Raw genomic sequence first — 23,262 nt, forward strand, 5'->3', positions numbered from 1 at the left:
ATGAGTGCCGCCCCCGTTTCCGCTGCCCCGCAAGCCAACGCGATTGCCCGTGGCGAGCCGCCGCTGACCCCCAGTGCCATCACCGAACCCTGGTGGGTGCGTGCGCTGCTGATCGGCATCGCACTGGCCTTCCTGACCCTGTTCCTGTTCGTGCCGCTGGTGGCGGTGTTCTACGAAGCGCTGCGCAAGGGCTGGGATGTCTATGTGGCGTCCATCACCGAGCCTGACGCCTTGTCCGCCATCAAGCTGACCCTGATCGCCGCCGCCATCGCCGTGCCGCTGAACCTGGTCTTTGGCGTGGCGGCCGCGTGGGCGATTGCCAAGTTCGAGTTCCGTGGCAAGAACGTGCTGCTGACCCTGATCGACCTGCCGTTCTCGGTCTCGCCGGTGATCTCGGGTTTGATCTACGTGCTGCTGTTCGGCCTGCAAGGTTACTTCGGCCCCTGGCTGCGCGAGCATGACATCAAGATCCTCTTCGCCGTGCCGGGCATCGTGCTGGCCACCATCTTCGTGACCTTCCCGTTCGTGGCGCGCGAACTGATCCCGCTGATGCAGTCGCAGGGCAGCGAGGAGGAAGAAGCCGCGCTGGTGCTGGGCGCCTCCGGCTGGCGTACTTTTTGGCACGTCACGCTGCCCAACATCAAGTGGGGCCTGCTGTATGGCGTGATCCTCTGCAATGCGCGCGCCATGGGCGAGTTCGGTGCCGTCTCGGTGGTCTCCGGCCACATTCGCGGCGAGACCAACACCATCCCGCTGCAGGTCGAGATCCTCTACAACGAATTCAACATCACCGGCGCCTTCGCCGTGGCGTCGCTGCTGGCCTTCCTGGCCGTGGTCACGCTGGCCATCAAGAGCGTCATCGAGTGGCGGCTGCACCAGCAGCAAGCCGCCAGCGAACAAGCTTAAGGAGTCATCATGAGCATCGAAGTCCATCACATCCAGAAGCGTTTCGGCAGCTTCACCGCGCTCAACGACGTGTCCCTCAATTTCCCGGCGGGCGAACTGACGGCCTTGCTGGGTCCCTCCGGCTGCGGCAAGACCACGCTCCTGCGCATCATCGCCGGTCTCGAATCGCCCGATTCGGGCCAGGTGCTGCTCGATGGCGAAGACGCTTCGGCGCGCCACGTGCGCGAACGCCAGGTCGGTTTCGTGTTCCAGCACTATGCGCTGTTCAAGCACATGACCGTCTTCGAGAACATCGCCTTCGGCCTGCGCGTGAAACCGCGCGCCCAGCGTCCCTCGGAAGCGGTGATCCGCGAGAAGGTCAAGCGCCTGCTGGAGCTGGTGCAGCTGGACTGGCTGGCCGACCGCTATCCGCCGCAACTCTCCGGCGGCCAGCGCCAGCGTATCGCGCTGGCCCGCGCACTGGCCGTGGAGCCGCGCGTGCTGCTGCTGGACGAACCCTTTGGCGCGCTCGATGCCAAGGTGCGCAAGGAACTGCGCCGCTGGCTGCGCCGCCTGCACGATGAACTGCACGTCACCAGCATCTTCGTGACCCACGACCAGGAAGAAGCCCTGGAAGTGGCCGACCAGGTGGTGCTGATGAACAAGGGGCAAGTGGAGCAGATCGGCACGCCCGAGACGGTGTACAACCATTCTGCTTCGCCCTTCGTCTACGGCTTCCTGGGCAATGTGAACCTGTTCCATGGCCGCCTGCATGAAGGCGTGCTGGATGCGGGCGGTGCGCGCTTCGAGGCCCCCGGCCACGGCGATATCCGCGATGCGGCCGGTGTCGGTTTCGTGCGGCCGCATGACCTGGACGTGGAGCGCTACTCGCCCGGCGCCGAAGGCATCGTGGTGCAATTGCGCCGCTCGCATGCCATCGGTCCGCTGGCGCAACTGGAACTGGAACGCGATGACAATGCCGAGCTGATCGAGGCCGTCATCCCCAATGAACGTTTCGCGCAACTGGGCCTGAAGAATGGCGAGACGCTGGTCGTGCGTCCGCGCCGGCTGCAGGTCTTTGCGCAGCAGGAAGGAGGGCAGGCACGATGAATTTCCAGCAGCTGCGTTCCATCCGCGAAGCCGCGCGCTGCGGCTTCAACCTGACCGAAGTGGCCAATGTGCTCTTCACCTCGCAACCCGGCGTGAGCCGCCAGATCCGCGAGCTTGAAGAAGAGCTGGGCGTGGAAATCTTCGAGCGCAACGGCAAGCGCCTGACCGGCCTGACCGAACCCGGCAAGGGCATCCTGGGCATCGTCGAGCGGCTCCTCCTGGAAGCCGAGAACCTGCGCCGCGCCAGCAAGGAATACGCAGGCGAGCAGAGCGGCACGCTCTCCATCGCCACCACCCACACCCAGGCGCGCTACGTGCTGCCGCGCGTGGTGCAGGCCTTCCGCGATGCCTTCCCGCAGGTGCGCATCGCCCTGCAGCAGAGCGCGCCGGAACACATTGCCGAATGGGTCATCTCGGGCAAGGCCGACATCGGCATCGCCACCGAAGGCCTGTCGCAGTTCAAGGAACTGGTGTCCTTCCCCTGTTATACCTGGAGCCACGTGATCGTGGTTCCCAAGGGCCATCCGCTGCTGGGGCTGGAACAGGTGTCGCTGGAAGACCTGGGTACCTGGCCGCTGATCACCTATGACGTCGGCTTTACCGGCCGTGGCCACATCGATGAAGCCTTCCGCCAGGCCGGCATTGAGCCTGATATCGTGCTCACCGCCATGGATTCGGACGTGATCCAGCAATACGTCTCGCTGGGCATGGGCGTGGGCCTGGTGGCCTCGATGGCGGTGGACCAGGGCAAGCACACGGAGATGGTGGCCATCAATGCCTCCCACCTGTTCAAGGCCAACATCGCCCGGCTGGCGGTGCGGCGCGGTGCCTATCTGCGCGGCTATGCCTTCGATTTCATCCAGCAGTTTGCACCGGATCTCAAGCGCGCTGACATCGTCAATGCGCTCAATGAGGCCAACGCCCAGGCGTGAAGCAGGCGGGCATCAGCAGCTATCTGAGGTTCTTGCGATAGACGATGAAGCCTGAATCCACGGCCAGGTGGTCATAAAGTTTGCGGGCCGTGGCATTGGTGTGATGGGTGTGCCAGTACACTCGCTCGGCACCGTCCGCTGCGGCGTACCGGTACAGTTCTTCGATCAGTGCATGTCCCACGCCACGGCCGCGTGCGGCTTCGGTGGTGAACAGGTCCTGCAGGTAGCAGGTGGGGCCGATCAGAATGGTATTGCGGTGATAGAGGTAATGCGCCAATCCCAGCAGCCGTCCGCCGGATTCGGCCACCAGCGCATGCACCGGCTCGTCGGCTGCATGGATGCGTGACCAGGTGGAACGGGTGATGTCCAAGGGCAGGGCAGTGGCGCCACTGCGGCCGTAGAAGGCATTGTAGTCATCCCACAGGATCTTCCATTGCGGGTAGTCGTCCTGGCGGGCAAGTCGGATGTGCAGGGCTTCGGGGTGCAGCGGATCTGGCATGGCGGCTCCTGGCGTCTGAGGTCGCAGTATAGCCGTACCGGGCCAGTTTCCAGGAGTGTCAGGACAAAGGCCGGACAGTGTTTGCGCACTCTCCGGCCTTTGTCATTGCGGGCAGGGTGATGCCGCTTACACCGTGCGGGTCGGTGTCGTGGTGAAGGTACTGGTATCTGTACTGCTGGGCTGTGCGGAAGTGGACTGGGCCACTTGGGTGGACTGTCCGGCGGCTTTCAGGACGTCATTGAAATTGACGGCCGGCTTCTTCGCAGCCTGCTGGCCGCCTGCCGGTGCGTTGCCGTGATAGACGGCGGAAATGGAATTGGTCGACATGCGTGCACTCCTCAAGTAAGGCTGTCCCCCGGGCCAGCGCCCAGACCGGTATTGCCGGGGCAGTATAGGGGCGCGCCATGAAGCTGCTGCGCTGGTTTACCGAAACTTGCCGATCTTTACCTGTTCGGCATGGACTGAGGGCTGCTTACTTGCGCAAGCGTGCGGCGCACTGGTCGCGCAGGCGGGTGTCTTCGGGCGCATCGTCGTCGGCGGGCGGGGCGGCAGTGACTGTGGCGGGATGCGCACACTGGCGATAGCGCATCACATAGCGTTCAAACTCGGCGCGCGCCTGGGCCTTGGGCAGGCTGGCCAGTTTCAGGATGAAGCTGCGGCTGCCGATCTCGAAGTGCTGGTAATCGATGGGTTGTTTCCACTGGCCGCCCCAGACCAGGAATCCGTGTTCATAAAACACGCTGACCACCTCCTCGGCCATACCCGGCTGCAGGGGCGCGCGCTGCAAGTAGGCCGCGCCCTGCGGCGGCAGGACTTCCTGCTCGGGGCTGCCGGCCTTGCTCACATAGGGGTTCTGCAGCGGATTGATGTCGATGGCCGCGCCATAGGCGTGCTTGGACCAGCCACCGCCGCCGGTCATGGGCCGGCCATTGAAGGCCGAACTGTTGTTGGCGGCCATGGAGCGCTGGTCGTCGCCGTCATAGGCTTCCAGCCCTTGCGCCCCGGCCAGCGGGAAGGAGCGCAAGAGCAGCTCACCGAACAGCGCCTCCACCTGCGGTGCCAGCGCGTCGAGCACCACCACGCTGCCCTGGCGGGTGGCCCCGCCGAAATCGGTGTAGTCGAAGCTGACCGTGGCCAGGCGCGTGCAGGGGACCGGATTGCCGGAGGTGATGACCTTGCTGGCCCGCATCTGGGCGCATTGCGCGGGGGAAACCGGCGTGATGTCGGCCTGGGCGGCCAGCGGCAGTGCCATCGCCAGCACGGTCGCGGGAAGGGCCAGCGCGCGGCGCAGGAGGGTCATGCGGGCGAGGGCGGGGAAGCGGGCGGTGAAGGTCATCATGGGAGGCGATGATACGGGTTTTCAGGGGGAAATGCTTTGTCAGGATTGTCAGATTGCCTGTGATGGCTGACATCAAGATGCGCCGTTTTCTGACAGCGTGGGAACGGCGGAACGGGAATAATCGGTGTCCAGAAGCTGTCGAATTCCGGCAAGCACGTGCTCTGTGCCTGTTTGTCCGCATTTCGGCAAATCCCCCTCAACAACTTTAGGAGGCAACATATGAAGATTCGCCACACCCTCTTGGCTGCCGCCGTGTTCACTGCTGTGCTGGCTGGTTGCAACAAGCGCGACGAAGCGCCTGCAACGCCTGCCGCCACCCCGCCGGCCGCTTCGGAACCGGCACCGGCAAGCAGCACCCCGACCACGCCGGCACCGGCTGATTCCGGTACGGCTGCGGGCTCGACGGCTACGCCGGCGACCCCGACCCCGACTACGCCTTCGGATTCCTCGGCCACTACGCCGAGCACCCCGGCCGCCTCTGGCGACAGTGGTACGCAAAAGTAAACGCCTCACAACAAGAGCCAACAAGACGGCAAGCGCCGCACCCTCTCCCGCAGTGGGAACAGCACTGCATGCGCCGCGACGGGCAACTGTCGCGGCGTTTTCTTTTGGGGGGCTGGAAAGGTGGTTTTTGCGGTAAATGTGAAGGATCTTGCCAAGCACCTGGCTCTTGGGGGCAATTTGCGCGTTGGCTGGAAAAATCTTTCCGAACTTTTTTTTGCGGCTTGCAGTCGTACAGGTGGTTGAACTGTTCCTTCAACCTCCCTCTTGATAGGGAACTTGCCCGCAGTTCATTGGCTGCGGGCTTTTTTTCGTCCCTCCGACGGGAAAGCGAAACTGCGTGTCTTTACCGTGTTTTCGCAGCGGTGCGGACTACTTCCCCCCATGCCCCTTCACCACCGCAATCATCGCCCCGAACGCCGGACCCATATTGGCTTCCAGCGTGGGATACATGCGCGAAATGCTGCCATCCAGGTACAAGGCGTCACTGCACTTGAGCTCATCACGAAGGAAACTGGCGAAATCGTAAAAGCTGATCGGATTGCGCGCGATGGCCAGCGTGACGATGCCCGCGGCATCCAGGCACACCGCATTGCGCACCACCGTGTTGGCTGACTCGGGATCGAAGCGCGGATTGATCTTGCCGTCCACGATCATCAGCGGACCCGATTGCGTGGCGTAGCGCGTCACGCCATTCCACAGGCCCAGTTCGGCTTCATAGTCGGAGGTCTCGACGATGTAGGCCTGGCGCTCGCTCAACACGAATACCCCATTGGGCTGCAGATAGAAATTGCCATACGCGTTCTTGCGCGTATTGAGGCGGCGCAGCTGGTTGCCGCCTTCCACGTACAGCCCCAGCGGCTGCAATTGCTTGTCGTAGATGCCGGCATTGGTGGCACACACCATCTCCTGTCCCTGGCTGCGCAGATGCGCATCGAGCCGGCTGAAGTTGCCCAGCGGCGTGCCAGCGGCATCTTTCCAGTACATGCGGATGGTGTCGCTGCGCGGATCAGCGCGGCAGGTGCTGATGAAGACCTGGTGATACTGGTACTGGCGCACCTCGGCCGCCTGTGCCGGCGGGCTGCCCGATCCCAGCAGCAGCGCCGGTACCAGGCCGGTCAATGCGAGCAGGCGCAGCAGTGTGCGGCGGAAACCAGGGGCAGGGAGGGAAGGGGAGCGAAGCATCGAAACCAGGTCTTGTTCTGCGGGAATGCGGAGGGCGAGGCGGTATTGTAAATGGCGCAAGCCGGGCTTGCCACGGGAAAACGGATTCTGGCCGCAAATCCAGTCCCATCAAGACTTTGCAGGCGATGCACCGAATTCGCTCATGCTGCAGTGCAATTCTGCACCGAATATGGGAAAATGAAGAAAAACAGCATGAAATGTGCGAAAAATCGAAGACCACAGCGCATTAATGATGGGGTTTGACGAAATTTCAAAAAAAATTTGCCCCATATGACGGCAGTGTTACACTCTGCCCCCATGTTGCGGCCAGCCTCCCGTAAAACGGGGTCAGGTATCCACAACCCTACGCGCGCCGGCCTGTTCGCCAGGTAACGGCGCCTCTTGAATCCGTTCCATCCTGGAGGAAACGACAATGAAGTTTGCAAGCCGTCTGACCAAGATCGCCCTGGCCGCCGCCACCTTTGCCGCCTTCGCCGGCGTGGCCCACGCCGAAACCGTCAAGATCGCCATCGCCGGTCCCCTGACCGGTGCCGTGGCCCAGTACGGCGACATGGTCAAGGCCGGTGCCCTCACCGCCATCGAACAGATCAACGCCGCCGGCGGCGCCAACGGCAACAAGTTCGAAGCCGTCATGATGGACGACGCCTGTGAACCCAAGCAGGCCGTGGCCGTGGCCAACAAGATCGTCAGCCAGGGCATCAAGTACGTGATCGGTCACGTCTGCTCCGGCTCCACCATCCCCGCCTCCGACATCTACGAGAACGAAGGCGTGGTCATGATCACCCCGTCGGCCACCGCGCCGCAGCTGACCGAAGCCAAGCCGCACAAGTTCATCTTCCGCACCATCGGCCGCGACGACCAGCAAGGTCCTGCCGCCGCCCGCTACGTGATCGAGAAGCTCAAGCCCAAGAAGGTCGCCGTGCTGCACGACAAGCAGTCCTACGGCCAGGGCGTGGCGTCGTCGGTGAAGTCGGCGCTGGAGGCGGCCAAGGTGCCGGTGGTAGTGTTCGAAGGCATCAACGCCGGTGACAGCGATTACTCGGCCATCGTCACCAAGCTGAAGTCGCAGGGCGTGGACTTCGTCTACTTCGGCGGCTACCACCCGGAAATGGGCCTGATCATGCGCCAGGCGCGTGAGCAGGGCGTCAAGGCCGTCTTCATGGGCCCCGAAGGCGTGGGCAACAAGGACATCACCGCCATCGCCGGCCCCGCCTCCGAAGGCATGCTGGTGACCCTGCCGGCCGACTTCGCCGCCGATCCGGCCAACGCCGCCCTGGTCAAGGCCTTCGCCGCCGCCAAGCGTGACGCCAACGGCCCGTTCCAGATGCCGGCCTACTCGGCCGTGAAGATCATTGCCGACGCCATCACCGGTGCCAAGTCCACCGATCCGGACAAGGTCGCCGCCTACATCCACGGCAACAGCTTCAAGACCCCCATCGGCAACGTCGAATACGACAAGAAGGGTGACCTGAAGGCCTTCAAGTTCGTCGTCTTCACCTGGCACAAGGACGCCACCAAGACCGAAGCCAAGTGATTCGCCCCGAATCGCTGGCCTGACTGTCTGACCTGACGTCAAACCGCGAAATGCCCCATTGCAGTCGGAATGGGGCATTTCCACTTTATGGGTTCCCTCATGAATGAATTGCTCCCTCAACTGACCCAGCAGCTCGTCAACGGGCTGTCGCTGGGTGCGATCTATGCCTTGATCGCCATCGGCTACACCATGGTCTACGGCATCATCGGCATGATCAACTTCGCCCACGGCGAGATCTACATGATCGCCTCCTACGTCGGCCTGGTGACCTTGACCGCCATCGGCGTGCAGTCCGGCTATCCCTTGCCGCTGCTGCTGGGCGGCGCGCTGATCGTCTCGGTGCTGGTGACCGGCCTGTACGGCTGGACCGTCGAGCGCGTGGCCTATCGCCCGCTGCGCGGCGGCCCGCGCCTGGTACCGCTGATCTCGGCCATCGGCATGTCCATCTTCCTGCAGAACTATGTGCAGATCGGCCAGGGCGCACGCGACATGTCGGTGCCGGTGCTGATCTCGGGCGCGCTGGAATTCCAGATGGGCAGCGACTTCACCGTCACCGTGCCGTATTCGCGCATGGTCATCGTGGGCGTGACGCTGGTGCTGATGGTGGCCCTGACGCTGTTCATCGCGCGTTCGCGCATGGGCCGCGCCTGCCGCGCCTGCGCTGAAGACATGGGCATGGCCAACCTGCTGGGCATCGATACCAACAAGGTGATTTCCTTCACCTTCGTCCTGGGTGCGATGCTGGCCGCGGTCGGCGGTGTGCTCATTGCCCTGACCATCGGCAAGCTCAATCCCTACATCGGTTTCATCGCCGGTATCAAGGCCTTCACGGCGGCGGTGCTGGGCGGCATCGGCAGCATTCCCGGCGCCATGCTGGGCGGCGTGCTGCTGGGGCTGGCCGAGACCTTCGCGGCCGGCTACCTGCCTTCCGAATACAAGGACGTGGTGTCCTTCGGGCTGCTGGTGCTGATCCTGCTGTTCCGTCCCACGGGCCTGTTGGGCAAGCCCGACATCGAAAAGGTCTGAGCCCGCACGGCTCGACGGACAACGACATATTCAAGGAGGCGTGATGCCTGAGACTTTCAAGAATGCCGTGGCGGCGGCGCTGGTGACCGCCGTACTGACCATCCCGCTGCTGGGCATGCAGCTGCAGCTGGAGGGCTACCGCGTGGTCCTCAATACCCACTGGACCCCGGTGCTGGTGGCGGTGCTGGCCGTGTTCCTGTTCCAGCTGGCCAAGCCTGCGCTCTCGCGCACCAGCGCCGGCATCAAGCTGCCTGCGCTGCCGCGCATGCAGCCGGGCCAGCAGCGCGCGGCCGTGCTGATCCTGCTGATGGCCGCGCTGGTGTGGCCCTTCTTCGGTTCGCGCGGCTACGTGGACGTGATGACCCTGGCGCTGATCTACGTGGTGCTGGGCCTGGGCCTGAACATCGTGGTCGGTTTCGCCGGCCTGCTGGACTTGGGTTACGTGGGTTTCTATGCCGTGGGTGCCTACACCTATGCGCTGTGCAACCAGTACTTCGGCCTCTCGTTCTGGGAATGCGTGCCGCTGTCGGCTGCCGCCGCCGCACTGTTCGGCTTCCTGCTGGGCTTCCCGGTGCTGCGCTTGCGCGGTGACTACCTGGCGATCGTCACGCTGGGCTTTGGCGAAATCATCCGCCTGCTGCTCAACAACATGACCAGCCTCACCGGCGGCCCGGATGGCATCTCCGGCATCCCCAAGCCGACCGTGTTCGGCGTGGTGATGGCGCGCAATCCGCTGACCGAGGATGGCACCACCTTCCACCAGTTGCTGGGCCTGACTTACCAGGGCGGCCATATGGTGATCTTCCTGTACTTCCTTGCCTTGCTGATGGTGCTCTTTACGTATTTCGTCACCAGCCGCCTGCTGCGCATGCCCATGGGCCGCGCCTGGGAAGCCCTGCGTGAAGATGAAATCGCCTGCCGCTCGCTGGGCATCAACCCGACCCGCGTGAAGCTTTCGGCCTTCACGCTCGGTGCGGCCTTCGCCGGCCTGGCCGGTTCCTTCTTCGCCGCCCGCCAGGGCCTGGTGACGCCGGAATCCTTCACCTTCATCGAATCCGCCCTGATCCTGGCCATCGTCGTGCTGGGTGGCATGGGTTCGCAGCTGGGCGTGATCCTGGCGGCGATCCTGCTGACCGTGCTGCCGGAACTGGCGCGCAGCTTCGCCGAGTACCGCATGCTGATCTTCGGCCTGGTGATGGTGCTGATGATGATGTGGCGTCCGCAAGGACTGCTTCCTGCAACCCGTCCGCACGTGGAGCTGCCGCAATGAACCCGTCCGTGAAAACCATGCTGGAAGTGTCCAACCTGTCGATGCGCTTCGGTGGCCTCTTGGCCGTGGATGGCGTCTCGCTGGCCGTGCAGGAGCGCGAAGTCTTCGCCATCATCGGTCCCAACGGGGCCGGCAAGACCACCGTCTTCAACTGCATCAGCGGCTTCTACCAGCCGACCTCGGGCGAGATTGCGCTCGATGGCGTCTCCATTGCCCGCCAGCCCAGCCACCAGGTGGCGCAGCAGGGGCTGGTGCGCACCTTCCAGAACATCCGCCTCTTCAAGTCCATGACCGTGGTGGAGAACCTGCTGGTGGCGCAACACCAGCAGGTCAATACCAACCTGCTGTCGGGACTGCTGAAGACGCCTTCCTATCGCAAGTCCGAGCAGGAAGCGTTGCAGCGTGCAGCTTACTGGCTGGACCAGCTGGGCCTGACGGCGCTGGCCAACCGCGAGGCGGGCACGCTCTCGTATGGCCTGCAACGCCGCGTGGAAATCGCCCGCTGCATGATCACCAAGCCGCGCCTGCTGCTGCTGGATGAACCGGCGGCCGGCCTGAACCCGCAGGAAAAGCAGGAGCTGTCGCAGCTCATCGACCGTCTGCGCCGCGAACATGGCGTGGCCGTGCTGCTGATCGAACACGACATGAGCCTCATCATGGGCATCTCCGACCGCATCCTGGTGATGGAGCACGGCAAGCCCATCGTCACCGGCACCCCCGAACAGGTGCGCAGCGACGAACGTGTGATCAAGGCCTACCTGGGAGAAGAATGATGCTGCAGTTTGACAAGGTGCATACCCACTACGGTGCCATCGAGGCCCTGCACGGCGTATCGCTGACGGTGGAAAAGGGCGAGATCGTTACCCTCATCGGTGCCAACGGTGCCGGCAAGACCACGCTCCTGATGACACTGTGCGGCCGTCCGCGCGCTTCCAGTGGCCGCGTACTCTTCGAAGGGCAGGACATCACGCAGCTGCCAACCCACGAGATCATGCGCCGCGGGCTGGCGATCTCGCCCGAAGGCCGGCGCGTCTTCCCCAGCCTGACCGTGCTGGAAAACCTCAAAATGGGCGCCTTCTTCGCCAGCAACGAGGACATCGAACGGGGCATCGAGTACGTCTTCGGACTCTTTCCGCGTTTGAAGGAACGCGCGGCGCAGCGGGCCGGGACCATGTCCGGCGGCGAGCAGCAGATGCTGGCCATCGGCCGCGCGCTGATGAGCAAGCCGCGCCTGCTGTTGCTGGACGAACCTACGCTGGGCCTGGCCCCGCTGGTGATTGCGCAGATCTTCGAGATCATTCGCACCATCCGCGAGAGCGGCGTGACCGTGTTCCTGGTCGAGCAGAACGCCAACAAGGCGCTGGGCGTGGCCGACCGTGGCTACGTGCTGGAAAACGGCCATGTGGTCATGTCCGATACCGGTGCCAACCTGCTGGCCAACAGCGACGTGCGCAAGGCCTATCTCGGCCACGGCTGATACCGGCAGCGACGCCACCCGATCCACGGCCCGGCCATGCACATGGCCGGGCCGTGTCGTTTCCAGTATCCTGAAAAGCTGCTGCGCCCTTTGCTGCAGAGCAGCAACAAAGTGCGTAGAATACCGGCCCATCCTGGCCCCGGCGCGACGGCGCGGCACCTTGAGCGTGCTTTGGGGGCCTTTCATTTGGACGACGACATGACACACCCCACACGCCGCCGGGTACTGAAAGTGGCGGGCCTGATGGCAGGTGCCGGCGCTGCCGGCCTGTTCTGGTCCCTGCCGCACCGGGTTACGGCACAAAACAATCCGGCGACCGTGCCGGTGGACGATTTTCTTCAGGTTTCCCGGCAACTGACTGAACGCCAGGATTTGAGTCCCAAGCTGGGCGCGGCTTTGCTGCTGGCCCTGTCCAAAACCGAAAAAGACCTGGCACCTCGCCTGCAATCGCTCAAGGGCCTGCTGCAAGCCCAGCCGGCGCTGCTGCAAGCCGAGCGCCTGGCCTTCCCGGCCGAGCAGGGCGACAGCGAAAAGCTGGCCCGCGTCATCCTCGGCGCCTGGTACGACGGCGTGGTCGGCAAGGGCAAGAACGCCCAGTACGTCACCTACATCAATACGCTCTCCAACGGACTGGTGAGCGGCAAGCTGGTGCCGCCCAGTTTTTCCTATGGTCCCTGCGGCAGCTGGTCGCGCCAGCCCTGATTTGCGAGAGTGACATTCATGAGTAATCCCAATTCCGCCGACGTGGTCGTGATCGGCGCCGGTGTGACCGGTGCCTTGCTGGCCACGCGCCTGGCCAAGACCGGCAAGTCGGTGCTGCTGCTGGAATCCGGCCCGCGCATGGGCCGCGACCAACTGGTCGAACGTTTCCGCAGTTCGGCTTTCAAGTCCGACTTCATGGCGCCGTATCCGTATTCGCCGCTGGCACCGCACCCGCGCTATACGCCGGAGCCCAACGGCTACCTGCAGCAGAAGGGGCCGCATGCCTTCAATGCGCAGTACATCCGCATGTTCGGCGGCACCAGCTGGCATTGGGCGGCGCAGTTGTGGCGCTATGTACCCAACGACTTCCGCCAGCACAGCCTGTATGGCGTCGGCAAGGATTGGCCGATCAGCTATGACGACCTGGAAGACTATTACTACCAGGCCGAGGTCATCGCCGGCGTCGGCGGTTCGCCCGAGAGCGGCTCGCCGCGCAAGCATCCTTTCCCGATGGAGCGGGTGCCGGCCTCGTGGCTGCAGCAACGCGTGACCGCCCGCCTGGCGCCGGAATTCACCGTGCTCGACGACAGCACCGGCCGCAACAGCCGCAACTATGACGGCCGTCCGGCCTGCTGCGGCAACAACAACTGCATGCCGCTGTGTCCCATCGATGCCCAGTATCACGGCGGGCTGGCTGCGCAGCAGGCCGAAGACAGCGGCGTACAGGTCATCACCGAGGCTGTGGTCTATCGCCTGGAACATGACGAAAAAGGCCGCATCGCCGCCGTCCATTATTACGACTGGAACAAGGTCAGCCACCGCATCACCGCCCAGACCTTCGTGCTGGCCGCCAATGCCATCGAGACCCCCAAACTGCTGTTGATGTCGGTGAGCGACAAGTTCCCGCAGGGGATTGCCAACGCCCGCGACAATGTCGGCCGCAACCTGTGCGACCACCCGGCCATCGGCGTGACCTTCGATGTGGATGAAGAAATCTGGCCCGGCCGTGGTCCGGTCAGCCCTTGCTCCATCGGCCAGTTCCGCGATGGCGATTTTCGTGCGGAGCACGCGCCGTTCCGCATCGATATTTCCAATGCCTCGCAGGTGGCCTCGGTGACCAAGGAAGTGCTCGCCGAGGGTTACTTCGGCAAGCGCCTGGAAGAGCAGATCCTGTTCCGCGCCGCACGCCGCCTGAGCATCAAGAACGCGCTGGAACAACTGCCGGACCGCAACAACCGCGTGACCCTGGGCGACAAGAAGGATGAACTTGGCCTGCCCGTCCCGGCCCTGTACTGGAACGTGGACGACTACGTCGTCAAAGGCACCGAGAAGACCCGCGCCGCCTACGACGCCATCGCGGCCCGGCTGGGTGCGACCAACATCAAGCACAGCAAGAGCGGGGCGTTCTCCAATCGCCAGCACATCACCGGTACGCTCTCCATGGGCCTGGATCCGGCCACCAGCGTCACCGATGCCTGGGGCCGCGCACACGACCACGAGAACCTGTTCATGGTCGGTACCGGCGTCATGCCCACGGTCGGCACCTGCAACGTCACGCTGACCGCGATGGCGCTGGCGCTGCGCACGGCCGACAAGATCATCGAGGAGAGCCGCCATGCGTAAGCCGTTCAAGCGCCTGCTGGCGATGCTGTCCTTGATGGGCGTGGTCGCGCTGGCTCATGCGGCCAATGATGCGCAGTTGATCAAGCGCGGCGAGTACCTGGCCGTCGCCGGTGACTGCGCTGCCTGCCACAGCGAGAGGGGACGCGCCCCGTTCAGCGGCGGGCATCCGATCAGCAGTCCCCTTGGCACCATCTACAGCACCAACATCACGCCCTCCAAGACCCACGGCATCGGCCAGTACACGCCGGAGCAATTTGCCGCGGCCTTGCGTCGCGGCGTGCGTGCCGATGGCAGCAACCTGTATCCGGCCATGCCCTATACCGCCTATGCGCGACTGAACGATGAGGATGTGGCGGCGCTGTACGCCTACTTCATGCAGAGCGTGCAGCCGGTGGACCAGGCTCCGCCGGCGACGGCGCTGCCGTTCCCGTTCAACATCCGCATGTCGATGAAGGCGTGGAACTGGCTTTTCCTGGACACCAAGCCCTTTGAGCCCGACCCGGCGCAATCGGCGCAGTGGAATCGCGGAGCCTATTTGGTGCAGGGCCTGGCCCATTGCAGCACCTGCCATACGCCGCGCAATGTGCTCATGGCCGAGCAACTGGAGCGCCGCCTGCAAGGGGCCTCGCTCGGCACCTGGTACGCGCCCGACATCAGCCCCGCTGCCTTGCAGGCCAAGCCGGCCTGGACCCGCGCCATGCTGGCCGAGTACCTGGCCAGCGGCCACGCCGCCAATGGGGCCACCGCCGGCGGACCGATGCTGGAAGCCATCGAAAAGAGTTTCTCGCGCATGACCCGTGAGGATCTGGATGCGATGGCCACCTATCTGCTGCCGGCCAGTCCGGCCGAGGCGGCTCCGGCGTCCGCGACTGCGCCGGCTGCTGCCGTCCCTGCGCTGACCCCGGTGCAGGGCGACGATACGCCCCAGGCGCTGGCCGCCATGAGTATGGGTGCACGTGTCTATATGAACAATTGCGCCTCCTGCCACAACACCGGCGGCCAGGGCCTCAACGGCCTGCCATCCCTGCAGCAGCATCCGCTGCTGCGCCAGCCCAATGCCGACAACGTGGCCATGGCCATCCTCGAAGGCGTGCTGCCGGAGCACGGACAAGGCATGATCGGCTTTGCCCATACCTTGAACGATGGCGAGATTGCGGCGGTGACCAACTACCTGATGCAGGATCTGGGTGGCAGCAAGGTCAGCATCAGCGCCGAGCGCGTCAAAGCCTTGCGGGCCGGCGGTGAGCCCTCGCCGCTGTTGTGGGTGGCGCGCGGCGGCATGGTGCTGCTGGTGTTGGTCCTGCTGGGCGTGGCGGTCTGGTGGCGTCGTCGCCGCAAGCCCGGCACGGCAGGCTGAAGCCGAAGGATGACCTTCCAACGCTCCTGACATGTCATACCAGATGCCGCCCGGCCCACACCACACCGGGCGGCTCTTTTTTTGTGCTGCGTGGCGGCTTTTGTGTGGCAATGGTCTGCTGCGAGTGACATTCGGGATTGTTTCGGGCTATCCTCGACATTCGATGAGGAAAAGCATGAAAAAGATTTCGCAGCACCTGAAGCAACTGGGCATGGGCAGCCTGCTGCTGGCCAGCGCCTGGATGATTCCCGCTGCGGCACACGCGGACCGGCTCGGCGAGATCCAGGAGCGTGGCTCGCTGATCTGCGCCACGCTGGCCAGCAATGAGCCGCTGGGTTTCCCCGATCCGCAGAGCGGCCAGATCGTCGGTTTCGATGTGGACATGTGCAGTGCCATCGCCGCCAAGCTGGGCGTCAAGATGCGGCAGCGCAGTTTGACCATAGAGGCCCGTCTACCGGCGCTGATCGAGGGCGAGGTCGACCTGGTCTCGGGCGCACTGGGCTATACCCGCGAGCGGGCGCGCCAGATCGATTTCACGGCTTCGCATTACCAGACGCCGATCAAGCTGCTCGTGTACAGCGATTCCGGACTGAATCTGGTATCCGACCTGGAAGGCAAGCGTATCAGCGCCAATCGCGGTTCCACCCCGGAGCAGGCGGTGCGGCGCGTACTGCGCAAGGCCACCTTGCTGACTTTCCCTGAGACCCCGCAAACCTTCCTGGCGCTGGCCCAGCGGCAGGCCGATGCGATGGCCGTGGCCATGCCCTCGGGGATCCGCTTCGTCAACGAATCGGGCGGACGCTTCCGCTTCGTCGAAGGCGCACTGGCCTGGGAGCCGACGGCGCTGGGTGTCAAGAAGGGCGAGCACCGACTGCTGGACGCCGTCAACAAGGCGCTGGCCGCGCTGGAAAAGGACGGCGAGTTTGACGCCATGTGGACCAAGTGGTTCGGTCCCAAGACCAAGTTCAATATTCCCCGCGACAAGAAGCTCACGCCCATTTCGGCATTCCTCCAGGCGGGCTGACGGCATCATCCGATCCGGGCGCAGCGGCGTCCGTTTCCTTGCTTCGTTTTCCTCGCGCACGGACAGAGCAACAGAGCAATAGAGAACAGAGCGATAGAGCAGGTTCATGGCAGTTACTTCCGCATCGTCTTCCACTTCCCCCGATCATGATGGCCTGCCGCCGCGCCAGCGGCTGCTGGCCATCGCCACCGTCGTGCTGGGCCTGAGCATCGCGGTGCTCGACGGCTCCATCGCCAATCTGGCGTTGCCGGTCATGGCCACCGACCTGAAAGCCAGCGATGCCGATGCCATCTGGGTCATCAACAGCTACCAGATCGCCATGGCGGTGTGCCTGCTGCCGCTGGCCTCCCTGGGCGAAGTGATCGGCTATCGGCGCGTCTACCTGGGCGGCTTGTTTCTGTTCACCCTGGCCTCGCTGGCGTGTGCAGCCAGCGGCGACATGCTGCAACTGAGCCTGGCGCGGGTGCTGCAGGGGCTGGGGGCGGCCGGCATCCTGTCGGTCAATACCGCGCTGATCCGCTTCATCTATCCGGCCCGGCAGCTGGGCCGGGCCATCGGCTACAACGCGCTGGTGGCCGGGACCGGCAATGCGCTGGGGCCCACCGTGGCCGGGGTCATCCTGCATCTGGGCTCATGGCACTGGCTGTTCCTCATCAACATCCCGCTGGGGCTGGCGGCGCTGGCCGTGGGCAGCCGCGCCTTGCCGTTCAATCCCTTGTCGGCCCGCCGTTTCGATCGCCAGTCGGCGCTGCTGTGCATGGCCTTCATCGGCTTGCTGCTCTACACCATCGATGCCATCGGCCACCTGCAAGGCGGCTGGGTGGTGGCGGGCTGCGCGCTGCTGACCGCCATCAGCCTGGCATTGCTGCTCAAGCTGCAGTCGCCGAGCGCGCCCATGCTGCCGCTGGACCTGCTGCGCATCCCCTTGTTTGCCTTGTCGATCGGGACCTCGTTCTGCTCCTTTGCAGCGCAGATGGCGGTCTTCGTGATGTTGCCCTTCATGCTGCAGAATCATCTGGGTATGGGCGCCGCGCGTGCGGGCATGCTGCTGACGGCCTGGCCGGTGGCCGTTGCGCTGACCGGCGTGGTGGCCGGCAAGCTGTCGGACCGCGTCGCTGCGGGTTTGCTGGGGGGGATCGGGCTGGCCGTGATGTGCCTGGGATTGCTGGCTTTGCTGACGGTGGACCGCAGCACGCCCGATGGCCTGATGCTGTCCATGTTTGCGGTGTGCGGTATCGGCTTCGGACTGTTCCAGTCGCCCAACAACCGCACCATGATCAGTGCCGCGCCGCGTGAACGGACCGGCGGAGCCAGCGGCATGCTGGGCACGGCACGCCTGACCGGGCAGACCGTCGGGGCGTCGGTGGTGGCGATGCTGATGGGGTTCTCGGGCTCGCCGTATGCGCTGGTCCTGTGCTTTGCCGCCGCCCTGGCGGGCGCGGCCAGCCTGGTCAGCCTGTCGCGGCTGCGTTATTGAGCGGGAGGACCGGGCAGGGCAGGGCGTTGAGACCGGGTTTGCCGGGCTTACAGCGCCGGTGCCACCGTCTCGCCGTGGGCATGCTGGTGCGCGGCATGGGCCGCCACGGAGAGCGCCATGCTGAGATAGTTTTCGCTGCGGCGGCGCTGCTGCGCCTGCTGCTGTTCCAGCGCAAACAATTGCTGGTAGAGATTGCGGATCTGCTGCTGCAGCAACTGGCGCTGCTGCTTGCCATCCCGGTTGCCCGGGAAACGCGCCAGGGACTGCGCCTGCTGCTGCAGGAGCAGGATGCGGTGGCTCAATTGCGCCACCAGCTCGGCGGGGTCATGGTCCAGCGTGTCTGCCACTGCGACTTCAGCGTGGGCAGGTTGTTCTTGTTCATACGCGACGTTCATGCGAACTCCAGCCCACAGGGGCGCAAGGATTGCAAGGGGACTGCGATAGTGCCTTCGCTTTGTTTTACGGCAGCCACGCGGACATCTTGAGCCACGGAAAGTAAAAAAAGTAAAAGGCGCAGTCCCGTAAAGGGTGCTGCGCCTTCGACATGCGGGCGTCCTCAGGGCGGCCCGCAGTGGCTGCGGTCAGGGGATCAGATCACGCCACGGCGCATCTGGTCCAGCTCGATGGATTCGAACAGGGCCTTGAAATTGCCCTCGCCGAAGCCGTCATTGCCCTTGCGCTGGATGATTTCATAGAACACCGGCCCGATCAGGTTCTGCGTGAAGATCTGCAGCAGCAGGCCCTGGCCATCGGTGGGTGCGCCGTCGATCAGGATCTTAAGTTCACGCAAGGCAGCCAGGTCTTCGCCATGGCCGGGGATGCGGCGTTCCACCAGGTCATAGTAGGTGGCGATGGTGTCCTGCAGCGGCACGCCGCGGGCATAGAGGGCGCGCACGGTCTGGTAGATGTCGTCGGTGCCCAGGGCGATGTGCTGGATGCCTTCGCCGTTGTACTGCTTGATGAATTCCTCGATCTGCGACTTGTCGTCGGCACTCTCGTTGATGGGAATGCGGATCTTGCCGCAGGGGCTGGTCATGGCGCGCGAACGCAGGCCGGTGACCTTGCCCTCGATGTCGAAATACTTGATCTCGCGGAAATTGAACAGGCGCGTATAGAACGACGACCAGGTGTCCATCGCGCCGCGCATGACGTTGTGGGTCAGGTGGTCGATGTAGGTCAGGCCCACGCCCTTGGGATTGCGCTCCACGCCAGGGAAGAACTGGAAGTCGACGTCATAGATGGAGCCATTGTCGCCATAGCGGTCCACCAGATAGAGCAGCGAGCCGCCGATGCCGCGAATGGCAGGAATGTTCAGTTCCATCGGGCCCAGCTTGGCTTCCACGCCTTCGGCACCGAGTTCGAGTGCACGTTTGTACACATGGGCCGCATCCTTGACGCGGAAGGCCATGGCGTTCACCGAAGCCCCGTGCACCTGGGCGAAGGCGGCGGCATTGCTGCCGGGTTCGCCGTTGAGGATGAAGTTGATCTGGCCCTGGCGATACAGGGTGACATTCTTGGAGCGGTGGCGCGCCACGGCGGTGAAACCCATCAGCTCCAGCACGGCGGCAATGCCGGCCGGATCGGCGGCGGTGTACTCGACGAACTCGAAGCCGTCGGTGCCCATGGGATTGTCGAACAGGTCGCCGCTGGCGCGGACAGGGGAATTGGCGGCTGCGGTGGCGAACTGGGTGTCTGCGTGGCCCATCTGGTGTCTCCTCGTGTGGGGAGGGCCGCCAAGCGCGGCCCATGCGAGGAGTTTATTGCGTCAAGACTGCAATTTGTGATTGTTTTTTGCGCGATATATTAGATAATATGCACAAATAATTCTTAAATATGAACTTTGGAGAGACAAATGAGCATCATCAACGTGGACCGCTACGACCTGGCCTTGCTGACCGAGCTGCAGCGAGATGGCCATATTACCAATAGCGCCCTCGGTCTGAAAGTCCACCTGTCCACTTCGCAGATCAGCCGTCGCGTGCAGCGGCTGGAAGAAGCCCATGTCATCGAACGCTACACCGCCGTGCTGGACCCGGCCGTGGTCGGTCTGGGCGTGACCGCGTTCACCACCGTGACCCTGGACCGCCAGGGCGAAACCCGAGGCGAACTCTTCGAGAAGGCCGTGGAAACGATGCCGGAAGTGACCGAATGTTTCTCCGTCACGGGCGAGGGCGATTATATCCTGCGCATCGTGGCCCCCGACCTGGCCGCTTTCTCCGAATTCATGATGACGCGCCTGCTGCGCCTGCCGGGCGTGACCAACGTCAAGTCCAACATCACCCTCAAAAAGGTCAAGCAATCCCATGAACTGCCGCTGGAACACGTGATGCAGCCGGTGAAGTCGCGCCAGCGCATCCGCTTCTCGCAGTGAGGTTTCAAAAAGCATGATGTCGTTATTCAATGATTGGATGCCTCAATCATTGAATAATCGAATGATGCTTTTTATCAGGCTTTGCTCCGCCTCTGATCCGGCTCAGGAATTCAAAAGCAATCGCCGGAGTGCTGCCCCGTCAGCGCAGGCCTAGAATCAGTGGCATCCGATTCCGGGAGCGCTCCATGCTGACCATCACTTCTTCTCCTCCGCCGACTAGCTCCGCTGCCTCCGCCGCCGACGTCAACGGACTCGATCCCGACACCTGCTGGCAAGCCGTGCAGCAGCGCGATGCATCTTTCGATGGCCGGTTCTGGTATGCGGTGCGCACCACCGGCGTGTACTGCAAGCCCTCCTGCGGGGCACGCACACCCTTGCGCAAGAACGTGGCCTTCCACGCCAGCTGCGCTGCGGCCGAAGCAGCGGGCTTTCGTCCATGCCAGCGCTGCAAGCCGGACCAGCCGCCCTTGCAAGAGCGCCAGGCACAGGCCATCGCGCAAGCCTGCCGCCTGATCGCGCAGGCCGAGGAACAGCCGGATACGGCCACGCTGGCGCAGGCCGCGGGCTTGAGCCGTCATCATTTTCATCGGGTCTTCAAGCAGCACACCGGCCTCACTCCCAAGGCCTATGCCGATGCCCATCGCGCCGGCCGCCTGCGCGCGCAACTCGGCGGCAGTGCCAGCGTGACCGAGACGTTCTATGACGTCGGCTTCCATTCCAGTGGCCGCTTCTATGCTCAGAGCAAGGCGCAACTGGGCATGCAGCCGGCGACCTATCGTCGTGGCGGCCGTGGCGAGAAAATCCGCTTCGCCGTTGCGCAATGCTGGCTGGGAGCCTTGCTGGTGGCGGCCACGGAGCAGGGTATCTGCGCGCTCACCTTGGGCAGCGAGCCGGAGGAGTTGCTGCGGCAACTGCAGGATCGTTTCCCCCATGCGGATCTCGCCCCTGGCGATGCCGCCTTCGAGCAAACGCTGGCACAGGTACTGACCGCGCTGGACGATCCGCGACAGGGTGCCGCCTTGCCACTGGACGTGCGCGGTACCGCCTTCCAGCAGCGTGTGTGGCAGGCACTGCGCGCAGTGCCGCCCGGGGTCACCTTGACCTATGCCGAACTGGCCGCGCGCATCGGCCAGCCTGCAGCGGTGCGGGCGGTGGCCAATGCCTGTGCGCGCAACGAGATCGCCGTGCTCATTCCCTGCCATCGCATCGTCCGGCTCGATGGCGCGCCCTCCGGCTATCGCTGGGGCATCGCGCGCAAGAGCGCCTTGCTGGCGCGCGAAGCCGAGGGCAGGGAAGACGCCGCCAGCCCGAAAGACCAGCGCGCCTGAAGCCTTTGCCCTGCGCGGCTACAATAGGCCTTCCTTCATCGCTGGAGTTGCGCATGCATGTTCTTGGCAAGGCTGGTCTCGCATTCGCGGGCGCGGTACTGATCCTGGGTGGTGTGGTCGCCTGTTCGCCGCTGTCGGCCATCAATGCCGTTACGCCCGCTTCTTCCTACGTCAAGACCGAAGGGGTGGCCTACGCCAACACCGATAACCCGCGTCAAAAGCTGGACATCTATCGTCCCGCCAACGCCCCGGCCACGGCCTCCGGTCCTGGCTTGCCGGTGGTGGTGTTCTTCTATGGCGGCAGCTGGAACGAGGGTAGCCGCAAGGATTACGCCTTCGTCGGCGAGGCCCTGAGTTCACGCGGTTTCATTGCCGTACTGCCTGATTACCGCGTCTATCCCGAAGTGCGTTATCCCGATTTCGTGAAGGACAGCGCCCAGGCCGTGGCCTGGACCTTGCGCTCGGTGCGCGAGCTGGGCGGCGATCCGCAGCGCGTCTTTGTCATGGGACATAGTGCCGGTGCCTACAACGCCGCCATGGTGGCGCTCGATGCGCGCTGGCTGCGCGCAGCCGGGGCCTCGCCCGCACAGCTGCGCGGCTGGATCGGCCTGGCCGGACCCTATGACTTCCTGCCCATCGAAAACGAGGATGTGAAACCGGTCTTCTTCGCGCCCGATTCTCCACCGGATTCGCAACCGGTGCGGCACGTGGAAGCCGGTGCGCCGCCCGCGTTGCTGATCGCCTCGCACAAGGACAAGCTGGTGGGCGCCGAACGCAATACCGGTGGCCTGGCCAAACTGCTGCGCGCCCAGCAGGTGCCGGTGGTGGAGCGCTACTTCGACAACACCTCGCACGCTTCGCTGGTGGGCAGCCTCTCTCGGCCGTTGCGTTTCATCGCGCCGACTCTCGAAGAAGTGAGCCAATTCATTGAAAATCCGCCACCGCGTCCGGAGCCTTCCAAGTGACGGGTGACCTCTTCGCTGGCCTGGCACGTGACCCTTCGGTGGAGACCATCACCGAAGGTGCGCTGCTGCTGCGCGCCTTTGTCGACGAAGAGGAAGCCGCAGCCTTGATGGCGGCCATCGACAAGGTTCTGGCCGCCTCGCCCCTGCGCCACATGCAGACCCCGGGCGGTTTCCGCATGTCGGTGGCGATGAGCAATTGCGGCCAGTTTGGATGGGTGACGGATCGCCGTGGCTATCGTTACCAGTCACTAGATCCATTGGCCGAGCGCGACTGGCCAGCCATGCCTGAGGCCTTTGCGGCATTGGCCGCGCGCGCCTCAGCGGCGGCGGGGTTTGCAGGATTCGATCCTGACGCTTGCCTCATCAATCGCTACGAACCCGGTGCGCGCATGTCGCTGCATCAGGACAAGAATGAACTGGACATGGACCAGCCCATCGTCTCGGTCTCGCTCGGTCTGCCCGCGACCTTCCTGTTCGGTGGCATGGCGCGCACCGACAAGCCGCAGCGCATGCGGCTGGAGAATGGCGATGTGGTGGTGTGGGGTGGCCCGGCGCGGCTGGCCTTCCATGGCGTCGATACTTTGCGCGACGGCGAGCACCCGCTGACCGGGCGCTGCCGCTACAACCTGACTTTCCGCCGCGCGCGCTGAGCGCTGC

General features: G+C 64.2%; 24 protein-coding genes. 18 read left to right on the forward strand and 6 right to left on the reverse strand.

Annotated features, from left to right (window positions below; translation table 11 throughout):
* From cysW to ACWFUC_RS13395, 3 genes are read left to right on the forward strand one after another with little or no spacing between them, the layout of a single operon-like run.
* Positions 1-906 (forward strand): sulfate ABC transporter permease subunit CysW, encoded by a 906-nt coding sequence (gene cysW / locus ACWFUC_RS13385; protein ID WP_489625154.1) that lies wholly within the window; start codon positions 1-3, stop codon positions 904-906.
* A 9-nt stretch (positions 907-915) separates the two neighbouring features.
* Positions 916-1,995: a sulfate/molybdate ABC transporter ATP-binding protein gene (locus ACWFUC_RS13390; protein ID WP_489637197.1), complete on the forward strand. Its 1,080-nt coding sequence runs from the start codon at positions 916-918 to the stop codon at positions 1,993-1,995.
* Complete coding sequence (locus ACWFUC_RS13395; RefSeq protein ID WP_121038898.1) at positions 1,992-2,927, forward strand: CysB family HTH-type transcriptional regulator; 936 nt, start codon at positions 1,992-1,994, stop codon at positions 2,925-2,927. Before ACWFUC_RS13390 ends, ACWFUC_RS13395 begins: the two co-directional genes overlap by 4 nt.
* A 19-nt stretch (positions 2,928-2,946) precedes the next feature.
* Here the strand turns inward: ACWFUC_RS13395 and ACWFUC_RS13400 are convergent, their stop codons facing one another.
* The 3 genes from ACWFUC_RS13400 to ACWFUC_RS13410 form a co-directional block, all read right to left on the reverse strand.
* The gene (locus ACWFUC_RS13400; protein WP_489625155.1) at positions 2,947-3,426 is read right to left on the reverse strand and encodes a GNAT family N-acetyltransferase; all 480 of its coding nucleotides are present in this window, start codon (positions 3,424-3,426) and stop codon (positions 2,947-2,949) included.
* A 126-nt stretch (positions 3,427-3,552) separates the two neighbouring features.
* Positions 3,553-3,753 (reverse strand): hypothetical protein, encoded by a 201-nt coding sequence (locus ACWFUC_RS13405; protein WP_083859771.1) that lies wholly within the window; start codon positions 3,751-3,753, stop codon positions 3,553-3,555.
* Positions 3,754-3,898: 145 nt separating this feature from the next.
* The gene (locus ACWFUC_RS13410) at positions 3,899-4,765 is read right to left on the reverse strand and encodes a M15 family metallopeptidase (RefSeq protein WP_489625156.1); all 867 of its coding nucleotides are present in this window, start codon (positions 4,763-4,765) and stop codon (positions 3,899-3,901) included.
* A 219-nt stretch (positions 4,766-4,984) separates the two neighbouring features.
* Here ACWFUC_RS13410 and ACWFUC_RS13415 point away from each other — a divergent pair, with 219 nt between their 5' ends.
* The gene (locus tag ACWFUC_RS13415) at positions 4,985-5,269 is read left to right on the forward strand and encodes a hypothetical protein (RefSeq protein WP_034338034.1); all 285 of its coding nucleotides are present in this window, start codon (positions 4,985-4,987) and stop codon (positions 5,267-5,269) included.
* A gap of 369 nt (positions 5,270-5,638) precedes the next feature.
* Here the strand turns inward: ACWFUC_RS13415 and ACWFUC_RS13420 are convergent, their stop codons facing one another.
* Positions 5,639-6,451, reverse strand: coding sequence for a phosphodiester glycosidase family protein (locus ACWFUC_RS13420; protein WP_039790369.1), 813 nt, complete (start codon positions 6,449-6,451; stop codon positions 5,639-5,641).
* 412 nt (positions 6,452-6,863) lie between these two features.
* Between ACWFUC_RS13420 and ACWFUC_RS13425 the strand changes: the two genes are divergently transcribed.
* The 10 genes from ACWFUC_RS13425 to ACWFUC_RS13470 all read left to right on the forward strand — a co-directional run bounded on the left by ACWFUC_RS13425 (position 6,864) and on the right by ACWFUC_RS13470 (position 17,941).
* A complete protein-coding gene (locus ACWFUC_RS13425; RefSeq protein WP_039790367.1) occupies positions 6,864-7,985 on the forward strand; it encodes a branched-chain amino acid ABC transporter substrate-binding protein in 1,122 nt (373 codons plus the stop codon).
* Positions 7,986-8,084: 99 nt separating this feature from the next.
* Complete coding sequence (gene livH, locus ACWFUC_RS13430; protein WP_034350126.1) at positions 8,085-9,011, forward strand: high-affinity branched-chain amino acid ABC transporter permease LivH; 927 nt, start codon at positions 8,085-8,087, stop codon at positions 9,009-9,011.
* Between the two features lie 43 nt (positions 9,012-9,054).
* Positions 9,055-10,281, forward strand: a complete 1,227-nt coding sequence (locus ACWFUC_RS13435) for a high-affinity branched-chain amino acid ABC transporter permease LivM (RefSeq protein WP_121038907.1) — start codon at positions 9,055-9,057, stop codon at positions 10,279-10,281.
* Positions 10,278-11,054 (forward strand): high-affinity branched-chain amino acid ABC transporter ATP-binding protein LivG, encoded by a 777-nt coding sequence (livG, locus tag ACWFUC_RS13440; RefSeq protein WP_134221947.1) that lies wholly within the window; start codon positions 10,278-10,280, stop codon positions 11,052-11,054. The genes ACWFUC_RS13435 and livG overlap by 4 nt, the downstream gene beginning before the upstream one ends.
* On the forward strand, positions 11,054-11,758 hold the full coding sequence (locus ACWFUC_RS13445) for an ABC transporter ATP-binding protein (protein ID WP_134224057.1): 705 nt from the start codon (positions 11,054-11,056) through the stop codon (positions 11,756-11,758). Before livG ends, ACWFUC_RS13445 begins: the two co-directional genes overlap by 1 nt.
* Positions 11,759-11,956: 198 nt before the next feature.
* Positions 11,957-12,460, forward strand: coding sequence for a sugar dehydrogenase complex small subunit (locus tag ACWFUC_RS13450; protein WP_121040314.1), 504 nt, complete (start codon positions 11,957-11,959; stop codon positions 12,458-12,460).
* Positions 12,461-12,478: 18 nt separating this feature from the next.
* Positions 12,479-14,083 carry a GMC family oxidoreductase gene (locus ACWFUC_RS13455; protein ID WP_039790359.1) on the forward strand — a complete coding sequence of 535 codons (1,605 nt, stop codon included), beginning with the start codon at positions 12,479-12,481 and terminating at the stop codon, positions 14,081-14,083.
* Positions 14,076-15,440 carry a cytochrome c gene (locus ACWFUC_RS13460; protein WP_489625157.1) on the forward strand — a complete coding sequence of 455 codons (1,365 nt, stop codon included), beginning with the start codon at positions 14,076-14,078 and terminating at the stop codon, positions 15,438-15,440. The genes ACWFUC_RS13455 and ACWFUC_RS13460 overlap by 8 nt, the downstream gene beginning before the upstream one ends.
* 175 nt (positions 15,441-15,615) lie before the next feature.
* Positions 15,616-16,464: an ABC transporter substrate-binding protein gene (locus tag ACWFUC_RS13465; RefSeq protein WP_489625158.1), complete on the forward strand. Its 849-nt coding sequence runs from the start codon at positions 15,616-15,618 to the stop codon at positions 16,462-16,464.
* A 106-nt stretch (positions 16,465-16,570) separates the two neighbouring features.
* Positions 16,571-17,941 (forward strand): MFS transporter, encoded by a 1,371-nt coding sequence (locus ACWFUC_RS13470; RefSeq protein WP_489625159.1) that lies wholly within the window; start codon positions 16,571-16,573, stop codon positions 17,939-17,941.
* 47 nt (positions 17,942-17,988) lie between these two features.
* On the opposite strand, the gene ACWFUC_RS13475 is transcribed toward ACWFUC_RS13470, so the two are convergent.
* Positions 17,989-18,336, reverse strand: coding sequence for a FlxA-like family protein (locus ACWFUC_RS13475; RefSeq protein ID WP_039790353.1), 348 nt, complete (start codon positions 18,334-18,336; stop codon positions 17,989-17,991).
* Positions 18,337-18,530: 194 nt separating this feature from the next.
* On the reverse strand, positions 18,531-19,646 hold the full coding sequence (hppD, locus tag ACWFUC_RS13480) for a 4-hydroxyphenylpyruvate dioxygenase (RefSeq protein ID WP_134221953.1): 1,116 nt from the start codon (positions 19,644-19,646) through the stop codon (positions 18,531-18,533).
* Positions 19,647-19,793: 147 nt separating this feature from the next.
* Between hppD and ACWFUC_RS13485 the strand changes: the two genes are divergently transcribed.
* The 4 genes from ACWFUC_RS13485 (at position 19,794) to alkB (ending at position 23,255) form a co-directional block, all read left to right on the forward strand.
* Positions 19,794-20,312, forward strand: a complete 519-nt coding sequence (locus ACWFUC_RS13485; protein ID WP_039785713.1) for an Lrp/AsnC family transcriptional regulator — start codon at positions 19,794-19,796, stop codon at positions 20,310-20,312.
* Between the two features lie 185 nt (positions 20,313-20,497).
* On the forward strand, positions 20,498-21,640 hold the full coding sequence (ada, locus tag ACWFUC_RS13490; protein WP_489625160.1) for a bifunctional DNA-binding transcriptional regulator/O6-methylguanine-DNA methyltransferase Ada: 1,143 nt from the start codon (positions 20,498-20,500) through the stop codon (positions 21,638-21,640).
* A gap of 53 nt (positions 21,641-21,693) precedes the next feature.
* Positions 21,694-22,605: an alpha/beta hydrolase gene (locus tag ACWFUC_RS13495; protein ID WP_204725251.1), complete on the forward strand. Its 912-nt coding sequence runs from the start codon at positions 21,694-21,696 to the stop codon at positions 22,603-22,605.
* Positions 22,602-23,255: a DNA oxidative demethylase AlkB gene (gene alkB, locus ACWFUC_RS13500; protein ID WP_489625161.1), complete on the forward strand. Its 654-nt coding sequence runs from the start codon at positions 22,602-22,604 to the stop codon at positions 23,253-23,255. The genes ACWFUC_RS13495 and alkB overlap by 4 nt, the downstream gene beginning before the upstream one ends.
* Positions 23,256-23,262: the final 7 nt, after the last annotated feature.

Source organism: Herbaspirillum sp. Her4 (genome assembly GCF_057961335.1).